Genomic DNA, 16,950 nt, shown 5'->3' with positions numbered 1-16,950 from the left:
GAGCTTGGGCTTACAATTAACATTTAGCAAGAAAAAGCCAGCGGTCTCCATTCTTATGGGGGGAACTCGCTGGCTTTATTTTATATATTGACATATGGCTTAAAGTTTTATTTAGCTACAGACGTGCCTGTTCCTGTGGGCGGAAGCACGGTTCCATCGACTGCTTTGAGCGTAACCTTATACTTACTGTCTACCAATGTACTGGTGTGGGTATCCGTAATGACTTGAATATTCATTTCCCCCGGTTTTGGACTAGTCAGCTTGTAGTAAATGACTGCATTCGTATCATCTACGTAGTCGATGTGATCCACTTCAATGCCGTAACCTGGATTAGGTGCCTGCAGACGGGTGATGGTCACTTTGTTCTGTTGGTCATTCGCCTTCTCTATGCTCATACTAATATTAGTTTGTTGAACCGGATCTACAGGCTCAGCTGGATTTTCCGGAGTGGCTTGCACCGGTTTATGACTTTTTACAAACTCGGATGCATGGTAGACCATTTCTGCTGCCTCCATCCGTGTTACTTTACGATCCGGGTTAAAGTTGCTTTCTTTGTCCAATTTTGCAATTTTGGTCAACAGGAGAAATTGCACTGCTTCGTTCGACTCTTGGTCTAATTTTTTGCCATCTGCTACATTAATGAACATACGGACCGTAGGATATTCACCTGTTGCACTCACGGCTTTGTACAGAATATTCGCGAATTGTTCCCTTGTCATACGGGTGCTCGGATCAATATCCGGTGACAGAGGGATTTGGTGCTGGACTGCAATCCGATAGGAATCGGCATACCATGCGGAAGCCGGAATGTTTGCAAAGGAGCCCGTGGTGAAATCAGGCATAACCTGAAGATCCATCGCACGAACAACCAAGTGTACTCCTTGTGCATACGTGAGTGTTTGATCTGGTGCAAACTTATCCTTGGTTATCCCTTGAATAATTCCTTTGTTCTGAAGTGAACTTACGATCTTCTCCTGCTCAGCTCCCTTTATATCTCTAAAAGCAGAAGCCGACGTAGCCACAGCCAATGAACAGACGACAAGCAGCGCAGCTGCCACGCTTTTATGTTTAATCATGAGATACACCTCCATGTTTACTTTGCTTCTATACTTACGGACGCAATAAAACCATCAAATGTTTCAAATATGCACAAATTGGTTGCAAAACAATGGAATACCTTAGCTATTAGTGTAACCCGTCTTGCTCTTTTCCGCTCACCATATCCATGCAAACCCAAAAGTGTCTATGACAGTTTTCCTTTTGCAGCACCTTTTAGAGAAAAAGAGCTGACTCGCAGTAATTTAGCTAGCAAAAGCAGCAGTGTACCTAACAAAAATACCCACTTGTGGTAGCTTACATCCGATTAGAAGCTTTCAGTCCAAGAAGTCGCAGTGTACTTGCCAGCATATCCGCAGTCTGTTCCGCCAACTGAATGCGCCATTGTCCACCATCGACAATCCTTTCCTTAGCATAAAAACGGTTGAACGCTTGTGCTGTATCTAATGCAAATCTCGCAATAACCGAAGGTTCCAGTTGCCTAGCAGCACGTATTAGCTGCCCGTGATAGCGATCCAACTGCTTAAGCAGCGCCCAGCCTGCGTCACCCAGCATTTCATCCGAAACGATATTCAAATCAGGAGAATGCCCGTCTTGGGCAAGGACGTTGTCACTGGAATTAGAATCAACATCAGAGCGGGCGCGAGCTTTCTCCAAAAGACTGCGTATGCGCGCATGAGTATACTGCACATAAGGGCCAGTCTCACCTTCAAAGGTCAGTGCCTCCTCTAACGAAAAATCCACTTCATTCAGACGGTTATTTTTTAAATCGCCAAAAATAATCGCTCCGATGCCAACGTCTTCAGCTATTGCCTGTTGCTCCAGCAAATTGGGATTTTTCTCCGTAATGATGGCTTGAGCACGCGCTACAGCTTCATCCAGCACTTCCTCCAGTTTCACAACCTTGCCGCGTCTTGTGGACATTTTTTTGCCCGCAAACCGCATTAAACCAAACGGTACATGCTCACATTGCTCTGCCCATGTCTCCCCTGCATGCTTCAGCACCGCAAATACCTGTTGGAAATGTAACTTCTGTTCCCCGCCAACGACGTACAGCAGGCGATCAGCCTTCATCACTTCATGACGATAAATCGCTGTTGCCAGATCACGGGTGGGATAAATGGTAGTACCATCTTTTTTCAAAATAAGGCACGGCGGCAGTTGCTCGTCTTCCAGACGAACCACAAGTGCTCCATCGCTTTCTTCCAGCAGTCCTTTTGCTCTTAATTGGGCAACAACTGCCTGCATCTTATCATTGTAAAAACTTTCCCCCAACACATGGTCAAACGAAATGTTAAGACGTTGGTACATACGGTCAAATTCACCCAGACTGACTTCAACAAAAAACTCCCACAGTTGTTGAGCCTCAGTATCCCCCTGCTCCAAACGTCGGAACCACTCGCGGCCTTCATCCTCCAAAGACGGCTCATGCTCGGCCTCCTGATGAAAACGGACATATAGCTTCAACGATTCCCCGATCGGATCATGTTGTAGCTGCTCCTCATTGCCCCATCTTTTATAGGCCGCAATTTGCTTGCCAAATTGTGTTCCCCAATCCCCTAGATGATTCACACTAATCGGCACATATCCGGTTTCACCAAGTATGCGATACAAGGCGGCACCAATAACAGTAGAGCGAAGATGACCGATACCAAATGGTTTGGCAATATTAGGCGAGGACATATCAATCACTACTCGCTGTCCATATCCGATATTGGGCTTGAGAAACTCATCCTTGCTCAATTCAGCAAGCATCGATGGAATATGAACAGATCGATCCAATGTAATATTTACATAGGCACCCGATGCTGAAGCAATTAGACCCGCTTCACGGCTTACTAGCTCTGCCAATTCCATTGCAATATGCTGTGGAGACTTTCGAAATTTTTTAGCCAGCACAAAACAGGGAAACGCCACATCTCCCCATTCAGGCTGCGGAGGCACCTCGAATAAAGATAAAACTTCTTTCTCCTCCAAGTCCGTATGAGCTACAATAGCTTGGGTAGCAATCATCAACAACATGTTCCTCTCTCCTTCTTTTTATAGGATCTAACAAAAAAAGCCCTCGCCTCTTGATATAATTCAAGAGACGAGAACTTCGATATCCCCGCGGTACCACTCTTCGTAAATCGGTTGTATAGCTAAAGCTAGCTTACACAAAATCGCGATTTCACTCCATTGACAAATAACGGTGTCTGCCGGGCTGATCTACTAGAAGCTCTTATCGTTGGATCAACCGTCTCCCGGGTGCGCTTCACATCGGATTTCATACCGGCTTCCACCTCTTCCGGCTCGCTGTAATGATACGGTTCCGTTGCTACTCTCCCGTTCCTTGACGTTAATTCCCACCATTATACAAACCTATTTAGTAGAAAGCAACCTTTTATTCCCTCTTTAGGGACTAGTTCTGTATATGTAATTACACTGCCACCAATTGGCGACAGGCTTCAACACAATGACGGCAGGCTTCTGCACAATGTTTGCAATGATTATGGGAATGCTTGCTGCATTCAGCAGCACATACCTCACAGGCTTTGGCACATAGCTCACAGATTTCCTCGGCAAAATCCGTTCCGCGCTGCAACATTTGAGCAGCAAACCCACATATCTCTGCGCATTCCCTGCTCACTCGAATACATTCACGCAGCATAGCTAAATCATATTCCTTCAAACTTGCTACATAGCATACATTGCAAGCGTTCATACATTCCAGGCAAGCATCTACGCATTTTTGGTATGAATGATTCATAATACATTACCTCCCAGTTGTTGATCCTGCTGTACTATTACCCGCTGAACCTTGAAATTAATCATTTGATGTTCGCGCTTTCAACAAAATAAACCCAGAAAATCCCGACTTATGTAAGGAAGTGTACTATATTCCAAGGTGTAAGCGCAAGGATATTAATCACATAACTTTTTAGCCTTCGTTTCTGACTTGCATCTAGTCTGTCATTCCTCTATTGTAAAAAAAGAGTATGCTTAACCACTGATCAAGGAGTGAACATTGTAATGAATATAACATCTGTAGAGGAGCACCGACAGGAATCTCCGCAGCAGGTTAACTGCATGGTCGTGACCGTCTCGGATACACGTACCATGGAAACCGATACTGGGGGACGACTGCTCAAGGAACTACTAGAAACGAATGGGTACAAGGTTGTTCGATATGTTATCGTCAAGGACGACTATGAAGGAATCCGGCAGTTGGTAGCCGAAGCTGCGGCACATGAGGACATCGAGGCTGTACTTTTAACAGGTGGTACTGGCATCTCTCCGCGTGATACTACATATGAAGCCGTCTCCTCTCTACTGGATAAGGAACTACCTGGGTTTGGAGAAATCTTCCGTTACTTAAGCTTTGCTGAGGACATTGGATCAGCAGCTATATTAAGCCGGGCTGTAGCGGGCGCTGTGGGCCAGACAGCTGTGTTTTCTATGCCTGGTTCCCGCGGAGCCGTTCGTTTGGCAATGGAACGCATTATTGTCCCTGAGCTGCGTCATGTAATGAGAGAAATTTATAAATAAGCTCCTATTTACACATTGCAGATACAAAAAAGGCACCCATACATAGATGAGGTGCCTCTTCACATTATTCCTTTTCTTCAACTTCGGGCTGCATGTAGCTGTCAATCAGCTTTTGCTTCAGCTCCCATACCTTCTCACTAAGATTTACGCGATAAATTTCAGGGTTCAGCTTCCGCAAATATTCTGGCCAAAACAGTTTCAACTGTGATGCATGATAGGCACGAATTTCATCCAGTTCAGGAAGCTCGTATACCTTCTGCCCATTTACAAAAATAGGTTCAAGCATCGGTACAGCTTCGTAATTTTCTACATACTTCTTCATATATGGATGCAAAGGGTTAAACAGCTTCAGGCGCTTACCATTACGCGGACGTTCTTCATCCGGGAAAGAAATGTAATCAGCTACAGCTCTCCCTTTCTTCTTATCCACAATGCGGTATACATCCTTTTTACCTGGTGTAGATACTTTTTCCGGGTTACCCGAGATCTTAATCGTCGGCAACATTTCACCGTCCACTTCCCGCTCAACCAGCTTGTACACTCCGCCCAGTGAAGGTTGATCTGAAGCTGTAATCAGCTGTGTTCCTACACCCCACACATCAATACGTGCACCTTGGGCTTTTAGATTGAAAATCGTATTTTCATCCAAATCGTTGGAAGCTACAATTTGTACGTAATCCAAACCTTCAGCATCCAGCATTTCCCGTGCCTGAATAGATAGATAAGCCAAATCACCGCTATCCAAACGGATGGCATTCATACGCTTGCCTTGACTCTCCAGCATCTTTGCTGTCCTAATCGCATGGGGAACACCGCTCTCCAGCGTGTCAAAGGTATCTACCAGTAGCGTAACCTGATCTGGCAAAACCTTCGCATACACGTCGAACGCCTCTTGCTCCGTCATAAAGGTTTGTACCCATGAATGGGCATGTGTCCCTTTTGTCGGAATCCCAAAGTGTTCGCCTGCCAGCATGTTAGAAGTCGCATCGAAACCTGCAACATAAGCAGCACGCGCTCCCCAAATGGCTGCATCTGCCTCCTGCGCACGTCGTGTGCCAAATTCGAGCAGTGTATCGTCACTTGCCACTTGCTTGATACGCGATGCTTTTGTCGCAATGAGTGTCTGGTAATTCATAAAATTCAACAATGCCGTCTCGACAAGCTGCGTTTCCATAATGGTTCCTTCAACACGTACCAGAGGCTCATTCGGAAAAACAAGCGCTCCTTCCTTCATCGAGTGGACCGTTCCGCCAAACTTAAACTGGCGCAATGCCTCCATGAACATGGGATCGTACTTTTCCTCCTGCTCTGACAGATAGCGAATGTCCTCTTCTGTAAACCGCAAGTTTGAAATGTAATTCACAATGCGTTCCAGACCAGCAAACACGGCATATCCATTGCCAAAAGGAAGCTTACGAAAATACGCCTCGAACACAGCTTTACGTTGGTGACTTCCGTTCACCCAATGGGCGTACATCATATTAATCTGATATTTATCTGTATGTAATGCGAGGCTCGTTGACTTCATCGTATCATCCTCTCTGACTGTCCCTGGATTGGTGACGGCATACCGTCTTATCTGCCCAGATTCAGCAATATCCGGCTCTAATTTGTTATCGGACATTGGTGCACAATCGTTCAGTTATTTTACTTCTTCTGGAGCAAAAGCGTATCTTCAGCCGACCGCACCGTGGCTCCAAGACTTCCCTCAAAATGGCCCAAAGCCCAATCATGTCCCGCCTGATTAAAGCTCGCCACAGCGTCCTTGTATACGGTAATAGCAAAACCTTTGTTGTAAGCATCTACAGCTGTATGCAGCACACATATATCTGTACACACACCAATCAAATGAACTTCCAGAATCCCGCGTTCGCGCAACCTGAGTTCCAGATCCGTACCAGCAAAAGCACTGTACCGTGTTTTATCCAACCAATAGATACGATCACTTTGTTGCTTATAAAGGCTATGGAGTTTACCATACAATTGTCGTCCGTTGGTTCCACGTATATTATGTGGAGGAAACAGCTTACTCTCCGGGTGATAGAGGTCGTTCTCCTCATGTAAATCCACAGCCATGACAACAAAGTCCCCTTGATCTACGTAGGCCTGCGTAATAGCTGTGATCCGTTCATCTAGCTCAATTGCAGGTTGCCCCACAGGCAGACTACCGTCCACAAAATCTTTCGTGTAATCAATAACAATCAGTGCCTTCATCGTACAGTCAGCTCCTTATCATCAAAGTGAGGTTGTACGCTCTATGCGTGACCTATTCCAATAAAAGTTACGTATAGATAGATAAACGCGGTACTCTATCACTAAAGCGATACAACTGGGCCGGTCTTTGTGAATACTGATTGGAACTGAGCGGTTTGCCATTCTCATCCCGCACCTCTTCCAGTATTCCCTGTCTGCTACGAGTCGATGTTATTTTGCGAATAAAATTCGGCTCTTCGAAATCCGGTACGACGCTCTGAATCACCTGATACAATTCACCCAGTGTAAAATGTGGCGGTAAAAACTGCTTGGCTATCGTTGTCTGAAGCATCTGTAACTGAATTTTGCGATAAGCATCAACTATGATATCCCGGTGATCGAACGCCAGCTCCAATTCCTCCAACGCTTCTCTGATCGTAAATAACCCAACCTCAGAAGCATCATCAGCCGCCTGACGCTGCTCTAGCATCCATTCCTCTACCAGTGCAAAAAACGCATGCGATATAATCCACCCACGCGGATCACGACCTGGTCCACTATATACGCCCAAATACTCCAGATGCCCGCCATCTACACCCGTTTCCTCTAACAGTTCCCGCTTGGCCGCTCCATATATGGATTCATCTTCTTGACAAAACCCTCCAGGCAACGCCCAGCGTCCCGCAAACGGCCAACTACGGCGCTTGATGAGCATTACTTTCAGCTCACGAATCGGCAATGTTTTTGTTACCGTCTTGCGCTCACGCTTCGTTAAAGTAAACATTACGATATCCGCCGGAGCACCATCCGGGGTACGGTATTTCTTAATGTTATAAGACGCCTTCTGCGCCTCTTCGTTTATACGATTGCTATCCATTGGCATCACCATATTATATCGTTTTGATAAATTCATTATGACATAATAAAAATTTTTGTCAAGCGTCAGGCCTTGCCTGAATCACTTGCTTGTTGACGCAATACTCGGAAGGTTGCTGTAGCTGTACAACCGAGCGTACCTTCACTATCCCTCACTTCTGCCTGAGTGGTTATGGTGCGGCCTCCCTGATGAAGAATCCGTGCCTTAACCTCCAGACGTCCTTGTCTCATGGCTGACAAGAAATGAACATTCAGATTCGTTGTTACACATGAATCCATATTTCGTGAAGCCATACTGACCATCCCCATCGCCTGATCCATCAATGTTGTGAGCACCCCCCCATGTACAATCCCCATCACATTGGTATGGTGTTGTTTGGCCTCCAAAGCGATATGTGCCTCGTTAGCATCAGCTGTAATCAGCTCACATCCTAAGTACTCCCAAAAAGTATTTTCTTCACCCTCTAGCATCTTACGCAACTTACCATTCCCTCGCTTTCATCCCATCTATGATGTCGCAATTCTTTTAGTATCTCATGAACATATACGATGACTAATTGCTTTCGAAAAAAAGGCGTGGAAGCTAAGCCTCCACACCATAAATCTTATTCTAGTCACTGCAATTCGAGGAGAAAGTAGTCTTTCCCTCTTCTACGTTCACCTTTTCAGCAACCGTATCACGGATGGCCGTGATCACCATCTGCAGCAGCTCATTAATTTCTACCTGACTCTGCTGAAACTCCGTTACAATTGGAATACCGTCAAGCTCCTCCTGTAGCTCTTGAAGTTCAGCCTCTATTTTGGCAATCATCTTTTGATTCTTTAAAGATTCAAATGCTACGATTTCCTTTTGCTTCTTCTTCATCGTTGCAATCAGTTGCTGGATGCGCTCATGATCCTGAATCTTTTCTTCTGCTTTCCGAAACACCTGTACTTCCTCACTGCTGCCCAGAATACCCGCCAACTCTTTGGCCTTTGCCAATATCATATCGCGATTGACCAAATGATCATGCTGGCGCGCCGCCGATTGAAGTTCTGTTTGTTGCAACCGCTCCTCTGTCATTGTCCATCGCTCCTTTTTTCACTTAGATGGTCTTGCATGCAGCCCTTTAATCAGATCGCATGCAGGCCGCTAGACTATTCTTTTTATCCGTTAACCGCTACTGGCGTTTGAACCAAGTCACCTTTAATGTAGAAGGTCATAGGCTCTGTAATTTTTACTTGGACAAAGGAACCAATCAGGTCCTTAGAACCTTCAAAATGAACCAGCTTATTGGAACGAGTCCGACCAGCAAGCACTTTACTGTCATTTTTACTCTCGCCTTCCACCAGCACTTCAACCACCTCGCCACGCAATCGACTATTAAAGCGTAGGCTGTTTTGATTCACAGCAATGTTCAGACGACGGAGACGCTCTTTTTTGACCGACATAGGCACATTATCTTCCATCGAAGCCGCTGGCGTGCCTTCACGTGGTGAATAAATAAATGTGTAGGCAAAGTCATAGCCCACTTCACGCACCAGAGATAGTGTATCTTCGAACTGTTCGTCTGTTTCACCCGGGAAACCTACGATAATATCTGTTGTTAGAGAAACATGCGGAACAGCCGCTTTTATCTTCGCTGCCAGCTCCAAAACACGCTCACGAGTATATTTTCGGTTCATTTTTTTCAATATATCCGTATTACCGGATTGTACAGGCAGATGAATATGCTCCACCAGATTGCCGCCCTTACCAAGCACTTCAACCAAATGGTCGTCAAAATCACGCGGATGTGAGGTCGTAAAACGTACACGCGGAATATTGATTTTGCGCATATCATCCATCAGATCCCCGAATCTGTAATTCATATCTTTTAAATCCTTGCCATAGGCATTGACATTCTGACCCAGCAGGGTAATCTCTTTAAATCCTTGACGGGCCAAATCCCGTACCTCAGCAATAACATCCTCTGGCCGACGACTTCTTTCCTTACCACGTGTGAAAGGAACGATGCAATAAGTGCAAAACTTATCACAGCCATACATGATGTTTACCCAAGCCCGCATACCCTCACGCTTCTTCGGCAGGTTTTCGATAATGTCGCCCTCCTTGGACCACACTTCAACCACCATTTCTTTGCTAAAGAGGGCTTCCTTGACAAGCTGAGGCAAACGATGAATATTATGGGTACCAAAGATCATATCAACAAAACCGTGTTTTTGCATAATCCGGTTCACAACATTCTCTTCCTGCGACATGCAGCCACACACACCGAGCAGCAGTCCCGGCTTTTCTGTTTTGAGATGCTTGAGGTGACCCAGCTCACCAAACACTTTATCTTCTGCATTTTCACGGATAGCGCAAGTGTTCAGTAAAATGATATCTGCTTCCTTCCGATCCTCGGTTGCCTGGTAGCCCATTTGCTCCAGCAAGCCTTTGATGGTTTCAGAATCATGCTCATTCATCTGGCAACCGAATGTATATACGATATAATGCTTGCCCTCACCGATATGTTTTAGCTCGTCCGGGACTGCGTTATCATACAATACCTGTACGTCCTCTTTACCACGCTGCTTTTCTTTCCTATGGTTCGGCTCCGCCATAATGTTGATTTCACGTCCACGAATACGAATCTTTTTGCTATGCTCATCTTCAGAAATAATCTTCGCATCCGAGAAATCAAAATATTTGGAGTAATCTTTTGTTTCCTTAGCCATTCCCTGGTCACTCCTTACACCATCTATTTCACGAGCTCATTTGTGATTTTACTGTATCTTTAGGCATTGGTTATTTTATTTTAGCTCCAAAAAAACCTTTGAAAAAGGCATTACACTAAATTATAGCATGATTTATAGACCATAGCCATAGATCATCCCCGGATACGATTCAGATGCAGTGTGATGCTAAAGTTTTTATGTTTATAGGTAAGGATTTGTGTATGTATAGCATATAAAAAAAGTCCGACTCTTTTGCAAGAATCGGACTTTTACAACTTGTGTATCAAATACGTGTATTAGTCTACGATTTCAGCAGTGTCACCGTTTTTCACACCGGCTCCGTTCGCTTCATCCGTGTCAATATGCATATCCAAAGCAAAAGAATCGGACACACGTGCAAGAACATTTTCAAATACAAGGCCACGTTCGCCGCCTACACGTACTTTCAGCAACTGCTTGTCTTTAATGTCCCACTTAGCTGCATCAGATGTATGGAAATGAATATGGCGGGCTGCTACAATAACGCCCTCTTGCAGTTCCACTTCACCAGCTGGTCCTTTTACTGTAATTCCTGGTGTACCATCAATGCTACCGGATTCGCGTACAGGTGCCTTTACACCAATAGCAAAGGAATCTGTGCGAGAGATTTCCAGTTGAGAAGCGGGACGAGCAGGTCCCAAAATGCGAACCTTATCAAATTGGCCCTTAGGACCAATTACAGCTACCGTTTCATTTGCAGCAAATTGTCCTGGTTGGGACAAAGGTTTAAATTCAGTCAATTGATAGCCTGCTCCGAACAAAATTTCAATATGCTCTTGAGTCAGGTGAATATGACGGGCGGAAACGCCGACAGGTACGATTTTAGTCATCGTGTGGTCACTCCTTTTTCTCTATACAATACTTTACACATCTATGCTATTATACTCCTATTTCGACAAGAAAGAAAAGGATAGCACATAAAGTTCCCTTTTTCGCCCTAACCAGCCATACATATCGTCCCTATAAAACTTGGATCAAACCGTCATTTTAGCAAACAGAAGAAAGAAAAGCATGATCGCAGCTACGATGAGATGAGGAACTACAATAAATATATTCAGAATAAACAGGACACAGAGAATTCCAGTTAAGAAAAGAATGACTCTGAGACGAGGTTTAAGGTGACTTAATCTGTACTGATGGAATACCAGCAAAACTGACAAAAAATAAATAAAAACAGAAGCAAAAGTAAAGCAAAGTACAAAAGTATAGGCTGCTTGCCCCAAAAATAAGAGCTGTATGGAAGCCGCAAGCATGCTAAGAGAAAGATAAATAAACAAATGGCCATAAATAATAGTCTGTCCTGCTGTTTGTTTTGATTTGTCTACGCGCTTCTCTATATTCTCAAAATATTGCCACCAGATTGCAATGACTAGCACAAATGTCAAAGCAGCAAATACAATGGAGGAGACTGTGAAATGATCGGATTGTAAAACAGAAAGTATACTTATCACTGATTCTCCAAGCAGGATTAAAGTAAACTGTGCAAATCGCTCCAAAAGATGCTCTGTATGGATAGGTGTGATCACCAGCTTTTTACGACCGATCAAAGGAACGAGGATATCCACCGCAATGCCAGTATATAAAATCAAATATTGAACCCACGAGTCGAAGAAAAGGGAGCAGCTAGAGATGACTATCCCAACCCAAAGATAGGTTCCAAAAAAACGAGCTGTTTCCTGTTTATGAGCTGTTTCTTTGGGGGCCGTAAGTAGATATTGAACGACAGTCAAGCCTCTTAAACCAATATAGCCAACAAAAAAAGATGCATAGTACGCATCAAAATCTACATTCAAGCTGGCAGTCATGATTAATACAAAAAATAATTGCAAAATCATAAAAATTCGATGCGTTATACTGTCTTGACCAAAACGATTGTTATAGACAGTTTGCCCCACCCATGCCCACCAGATCGGAATAAAAATCAAAATAAACTTCTCTAAATTATGCCAACCAACACTGCCATGCTCAACATGTAGTAAAACATGAGTCGCCTTGGACACAGCTGCTACAAACAATAAATCATAAAAGAGTTCAAGCCAGGTAACCTTTTTTATCAACATGATGTAACGGAGCTCCCCTCTAGTATGGCGGTATAGCATGGTGCTGTCAGGCTCGCTCCTACGTATCTCCAATTTCGGAAAGCGTTATTTTAGCCCCATGCAATCCTCGGATGCTCCAATTATTTCGTAATCGTTCTCGCTTTGTCAAGAAAATGCTCAGCCGAAAGCAACTGCTATATTAAGCTATTTTAAGAAGACATTTTAGATGGTAGATTCGTTCGCAAATAGTCCAGTGCATGTTCTCCCAGCCATCCCTTGACCAGCTCCTCAGAGTAATGCTTCAGCAGTAGTTCTGCAAAAGCCGGATATTTCCCCGCGTGCTCCAGTCCTCGCACATGGGCCTCGATACCATCAAAATCAGAGCCAAACATCAAATGTCTTTCGCCACCTAATGAACAAATGTGATCAATGTGCGGTAGCAGGTCCTCAGCGTGCACTGTACCCTGCTCTTTCAGAAACATCGTGACAAAGGTCAATCCAATTCGTCCGTTACGGGCGATCAGTGCCCGAATCTGCTCATCTCGCAAGTTACGGGGGTGAGCACATTTCGCAAAGGCGTTCGAATGCGAGGCGATGGGCGGTAAGGCCGCCTCCTCCATCACTTCCCAAAAGCCTTGTACGGACAAGTGTGATACATCTAGCAGCAGTCCCATACTATTACAGCGATGAACCAAATCACGTCCCTTGCGGGTCAAGCCGCCTTCTCTAAGCTCCATAATACCGTCAGCAGCCCAATTTGCATAATTCCATGTCAGACCGATTAATCGTATTCCCATGGCATAGCATACATCCGCATAAAACGGATTTCCTTCCAGCGCATCTACCCCTTCGAGTGAGAGTAACGCCCAAGCTGGCTCTGTACGATTCGTCCCACTCTCATACCCATTCGTCATCTTCCCTGCTTGCTTCTCTACGCCTGTATGCTGTACTTGCTCCACTTGACGTACAGCGGACGTATTTTTGAGTGCTGCCAAGTCCTCTCTCCACAGTAGAGGTTTTAACCCGCCTGAGCTAGAGGTAACATGCTGCCTGAACAGTTCAATTTGACGAACCACATGCTCAAATCTTGGCGTGCCCAATACCTGTGATATATAAATAGCGAACGTTTGCAATCTTACGTTGCCTTCTAGCAAACGCTCTTTTGTGACATCAAGCGATGAATGACTGAAATCCACCTGCGAATCGAGCTGCATTTTACATAACACATCACAGTGCAGGTCAACAACTGGCCAATTCGCTTCAAACTTATCATTCATGCACCATACCTCCATTGGATTAAAGCTCACAAATTTATTTTGAAAACATAATAACTAAACCACAAAGCAAAAAAGCCCGTTTACAAAACGTAAACAGGCTCAGGCAACTTCCATTTATTATCTTGGTTCTACAATCAATTTGATTGCAGTCCGATCTTCTCCGTCAATAACAATGTCTGTAAAAGCAGGAATACAAATCAAATCCACTCCGCTTGGTGCGACAAATCCCCGGGCAATGGCTACCGCTTTAATGGCTTGGTTTAGTGCACCCGCTCCAATCGCCTGTAATTCTGCATTTCCGCGTTCACGCAGTACTCCTGCGAGTGCGCCTGCAACTGAATTGGGATTGGATTTTGCTGATACTTTTAATACATCCATAGTAAGTACCTCCCCTGGGAATGATGATGGTTTGATTCCACTATTAGATGTTATTCGAGGGTCAGCAAAAAATTCCTGCTTTTTGGTGACAGTTTTCCTTATTCTTTCCTTAAGCAGCTCACAACAAAGTTAATCCATCCGCCATTCGTCTTCTTTAAGCCTAATTTTCTCAATTTTGCGGGCTTTTCCATCGTGATCATTGAGCTCTACGCTGATGGCATGAAAGTGCCATTTGCCCATGTCCACTTGAAAGCGTACCGGAAGCTGGGTCTGAAATTTCTGTAATACAGCCTCTTTCTGCATACCAAGCACGCCCTCATAAGGACCTACCATTCCCGCATCTGTCTGATACGCAGTTCCTTGTGGCAAAATCGTATCGTCATTACTTTGTACGTGTGTATGTGTCCCAACCACAATTGATGCACGTCCATCCAGATGCCAGCCCATAGCAATTTTTTCGGAGGTGGCTTCAGCGTGAAAATCTACTAGAATATGTTTATGTTTTTTGCGCAGCTCGTCTACAATGTCATCCGCTGCACGAAATGGACAGTCAATAGCTGGTAAAAAGGTTCTACCTTGCAGGTTAACAATGGCTAGCTCCTTACCCCCACCTTTTACCACAGTATAACCCCGGCCTGGTGTACCTGGTGGAAAGTTAGCCGGACGGATGATCCGCGGTTCATCATCTATAAAATCAAATATTTCCTTATTGTCCCATGTATGATTCCCCATCGTAATCCCATGAACGCCCCAATCAAAAAATTCTCTGGCGATGGCTTGAGTAATTCCTCTTCCCGAAGCTGCATTTTCTCCGTTCACGATAATAACATGCGGGTTGTATTTTGATTTTAGCGAAGGGAGATTCTCCCTCAGTGCCTTTCTGCCTACACTGCCGACGATGTCTCCAATAAATAATACGTTGATAGAAAACCCTCCCTAGTCTGCCTTACATAATGAAAAGTGGCCCTACAAGCAGCGGCCACTTTTCATTGAAATGCTTTTATTTTGCGTATTCTACCGCACGGGTCTCGCGAATAACGGTAACCTTAATATGTCCTGGATAATCCAGTTCATTCTCAATCGTTTTCGTAATATCGCGAGCCAGTCGGAATGCTTCCGCATCATCAATTTTCTCTGGCTGTACCATGACACGAACCTCGCGTCCAGCTTGAATTGCGTATGATTTTTCAACGCCTTCAAAAGATTCGGAGATGCGTTCGAGCTTCTCAAGACGACGGATGTACGTCTCTAGCGTTTCACGCCGTGCTCCTGGTCTTGCTGCTGATAGGGCATCTGCCGCTCCAACCAGCATGGCGATCACTGAAGTCGCTTCGCAGTCGCCATGATGTGAAGCAATGCTGTTGATAACGACCGGGTGTTCCTTGTACTTCTTCGCCAGCTCCACGCCAATTTCAACGTGTGATCCTTCCACTTCGTGATCCAGCGCCTTCCCGATGTCATGCAGCAAGCCTGCTCGTCTTGCCAGTACAACGTCCTCGCCCAGTTCCCCGGCCATCAGACCTGTCAAGTATGCAACTTCCATCGAGTGCTTCAATACGTTCTGTCCATAACTCGTACGGAACTTGAGACGTCCCAAGATCTTGATCAAATCCGGATGCAAGCTATGCACACCCACTTCAAAGGTGGCCTGTTCACCATACTCACGGATTCGTTCGTCCACCTCTTTACGGGATTTTTCCACCATCTCTTCAATACGAGCCGGATGTATCCGTCCGTCCGCTACGAGCTTCTCGAGTGCAGTACGCGCAATCTCTCTACGAATCGGATCAAATCCGGACAATATAACAGCTTCCGGCGTATCATCAATAATGAGGTCGATTCCTGTAAGGGTTTCAAGTGCACGGATATTACGGCCTTCGCGTCCGATAATCCGGCCTTTCATTTCTTCATTCGGCAATGTCACAACAGAAACCGTCGTTTCTGCTACATGATCTGCCGCACAGCGTTGGATGGCCAGTGTGATGATTTCACGAGACTTTTTATCCGCTTCTTCTTTGGCCTGCTGTTCAATTTCCTTAATCATCTGAGCTGTTTCATGACGAACTTCCTGCTCTACGTTGGTCAGAATAATACTTCTTGCATCCTCCATCGTAAGATTAGAAATACGCTCCAACTCAGTTACCTGGCTCTTGTAAATCAAATCAATTTGCTGCTGGGTTTCATCGATTCGTTTCTCTTTGTTGGCCACTTGCTCTTCTTTGCGTTCCAGCGATTCCAATTTTTTATCCAGCGATTCTTCTTTTTGCAGCAATCTTCGTTCCTGTCGTTGAATTTCATTACGACGTTCACGAGTTTCTTTTTCAGCTTCGGCACGGATGCGGTGAATTTCATCTTTCGCTTCCAATACCGTTTCCTTCTTCAGCGCTTCTGCCTCTTTTTTCGCGTTCTCCACGATTTGCGCGGCAGCCTCTTCCGCACTGGAGATCTTAGCTTCTGCAATAGATTTGCGAATAAAATAACCAATCCCGAACCCAAAGAATAACGCGGCTACAGCAACGAGAACGAACCAGATCGCAGTCATCATACTGTTCACCTCCCCGTTGGTTCCTCCAAGGCATTCCTTGGGACTTTTTGAAATTGTCACATTTACTTTGATCGTCAAACTAAGATAACGACACAAGGTCGCTTCATTTCATATGCACATGCTTTCACACGTACAATTCCGCCTGGCATAGCGGCATCACTTGTTATTTGGCGATGAGAACTTTACCGTGGGTTCCGCTTTTTTGGAAGGAAAAAGGGCACTCCACAAATATCGTTTCATATATATTTTATTATTTGACAAATGGCATTGTCAAGGGAATGCAAACATTAGTAGACTACCGTGCAGCTGTCCATATAAT

The 16,950-nt window shown here is 44.9% G+C and carries 16 protein-coding genes and 1 other annotated feature; of the genes, 1 reads left to right on the top strand and 15 read right to left on the bottom strand.

Annotated elements, in window-relative coordinates; all coding sequences use genetic code 11:
- Positions 1–107: 107 nt before the first annotated feature.
- The 3 genes from EGM68_RS10560 to EGM68_RS10550 all read right to left on the bottom strand — a co-directional run bounded on the left by EGM68_RS10560 (position 108) and on the right by EGM68_RS10550 (position 3,805).
- Positions 108–1,076 carry an S-layer homology domain-containing protein gene (locus EGM68_RS10560; RefSeq protein ID WP_129549124.1) on the bottom strand — a complete coding sequence of 323 codons (969 nt, stop codon included), beginning with the start codon at positions 1,074–1,076 and terminating at the stop codon, positions 108–110.
- Between the two features lie 277 nt (positions 1,077–1,353).
- On the bottom strand, positions 1,354–3,078 hold the full coding sequence (argS, locus tag EGM68_RS10555; RefSeq protein WP_129549123.1) for an arginine--tRNA ligase: 1,725 nt from the start codon (positions 3,076–3,078) through the stop codon (positions 1,354–1,356).
- Positions 3,079–3,138: 60 nt separating this feature from the next.
- Positions 3,139–3,398, bottom strand: a binding site (T-box leader).
- A gap of 77 nt (positions 3,399–3,475) precedes the next feature.
- Positions 3,476–3,805 carry a four-helix bundle copper-binding protein gene (locus EGM68_RS10550; RefSeq protein ID WP_016821017.1) on the bottom strand — a complete coding sequence of 110 codons (330 nt, stop codon included), beginning with the start codon at positions 3,803–3,805 and terminating at the stop codon, positions 3,476–3,478.
- 263 nt (positions 3,806–4,068) lie between these two features.
- Here EGM68_RS10550 and EGM68_RS10545 point away from each other — a divergent pair, with 263 nt between their 5' ends.
- Positions 4,069–4,584, top strand: a complete 516-nt coding sequence (locus tag EGM68_RS10545; RefSeq protein WP_129549122.1) for a MogA/MoaB family molybdenum cofactor biosynthesis protein — start codon at positions 4,069–4,071, stop codon at positions 4,582–4,584.
- A 64-nt stretch (positions 4,585–4,648) separates the two neighbouring features.
- Here EGM68_RS10545 and EGM68_RS10540 read toward each other — a convergent pair whose 3' ends face one another.
- From EGM68_RS10540 to rny, 12 genes are all read right to left on the bottom strand, one after another.
- A complete protein-coding gene (locus tag EGM68_RS10540) occupies positions 4,649–6,112 on the bottom strand; it encodes a nicotinate phosphoribosyltransferase (protein ID WP_025679787.1) in 1,464 nt (487 codons plus the stop codon).
- Between the two features lie 119 nt (positions 6,113–6,231).
- Positions 6,232–6,798 (bottom strand): cysteine hydrolase family protein, encoded by a 567-nt coding sequence (locus tag EGM68_RS10535; protein ID WP_025679786.1) that lies wholly within the window; start codon positions 6,796–6,798, stop codon positions 6,232–6,234.
- A gap of 67 nt (positions 6,799–6,865) precedes the next feature.
- Positions 6,866–7,654, bottom strand: a complete 789-nt coding sequence (locus tag EGM68_RS10530) for an NUDIX domain-containing protein (RefSeq protein ID WP_013370763.1) — start codon at positions 7,652–7,654, stop codon at positions 6,866–6,868.
- A gap of 65 nt (positions 7,655–7,719) precedes the next feature.
- Positions 7,720–8,124 carry a PaaI family thioesterase gene (locus EGM68_RS10525; protein WP_129550317.1) on the bottom strand — a complete coding sequence of 135 codons (405 nt, stop codon included), beginning with the start codon at positions 8,122–8,124 and terminating at the stop codon, positions 7,720–7,722.
- Positions 8,125–8,263: 139 nt separating this feature from the next.
- Positions 8,264–8,716 carry a YlbF/YmcA family competence regulator gene (locus EGM68_RS10520; protein ID WP_129549121.1) on the bottom strand — a complete coding sequence of 151 codons (453 nt, stop codon included), beginning with the start codon at positions 8,714–8,716 and terminating at the stop codon, positions 8,264–8,266.
- An 83-nt stretch (positions 8,717–8,799) separates the two neighbouring features.
- Entirely contained in the window at positions 8,800–10,353 is a 1,554-nt protein-coding gene (gene miaB / locus EGM68_RS10515; protein WP_025679783.1) for a tRNA (N6-isopentenyl adenosine(37)-C2)-methylthiotransferase MiaB, read from the bottom strand.
- A 296-nt stretch (positions 10,354–10,649) separates the two neighbouring features.
- Positions 10,650–11,222 (bottom strand): phosphate propanoyltransferase, encoded by a 573-nt coding sequence (gene pduL, locus EGM68_RS10510; protein ID WP_016821010.1) that lies wholly within the window; start codon positions 11,220–11,222, stop codon positions 10,650–10,652.
- 144 nt (positions 11,223–11,366) lie between these two features.
- Complete coding sequence (locus tag EGM68_RS10505; RefSeq protein WP_129549120.1) at positions 11,367–12,452, bottom strand: low temperature requirement protein A; 1,086 nt, start codon at positions 12,450–12,452, stop codon at positions 11,367–11,369.
- A gap of 188 nt (positions 12,453–12,640) precedes the next feature.
- Positions 12,641–13,708 (bottom strand): dipeptidase, encoded by a 1,068-nt coding sequence (locus EGM68_RS10500; RefSeq protein ID WP_129549119.1) that lies wholly within the window; start codon positions 13,706–13,708, stop codon positions 12,641–12,643.
- A 117-nt stretch (positions 13,709–13,825) separates the two neighbouring features.
- Positions 13,826–14,086 (bottom strand): stage V sporulation protein S, encoded by a 261-nt coding sequence (locus EGM68_RS10495; RefSeq protein WP_007430104.1) that lies wholly within the window; start codon positions 14,084–14,086, stop codon positions 13,826–13,828.
- Positions 14,087–14,215: 129 nt separating this feature from the next.
- Complete coding sequence (locus tag EGM68_RS10490; protein WP_058710511.1) at positions 14,216–15,010, bottom strand: TIGR00282 family metallophosphoesterase; 795 nt, start codon at positions 15,008–15,010, stop codon at positions 14,216–14,218.
- A 76-nt stretch (positions 15,011–15,086) separates the two neighbouring features.
- Positions 15,087–16,631 (bottom strand): ribonuclease Y, encoded by a 1,545-nt coding sequence (gene rny, locus EGM68_RS10485; protein ID WP_013309958.1) that lies wholly within the window; start codon positions 16,629–16,631, stop codon positions 15,087–15,089.
- Positions 16,632–16,950 lie beyond the last annotated feature (319 nt).

The organism is Paenibacillus sp. M-152 (assembly GCF_003856555.1).
Taxonomy (GTDB): Bacteria; Bacillota; Bacilli; order Paenibacillales; family Paenibacillaceae; genus Paenibacillus; species Paenibacillus polymyxa_C.
This window is presented reverse-complemented; position numbering and strand designations above follow the sequence as displayed.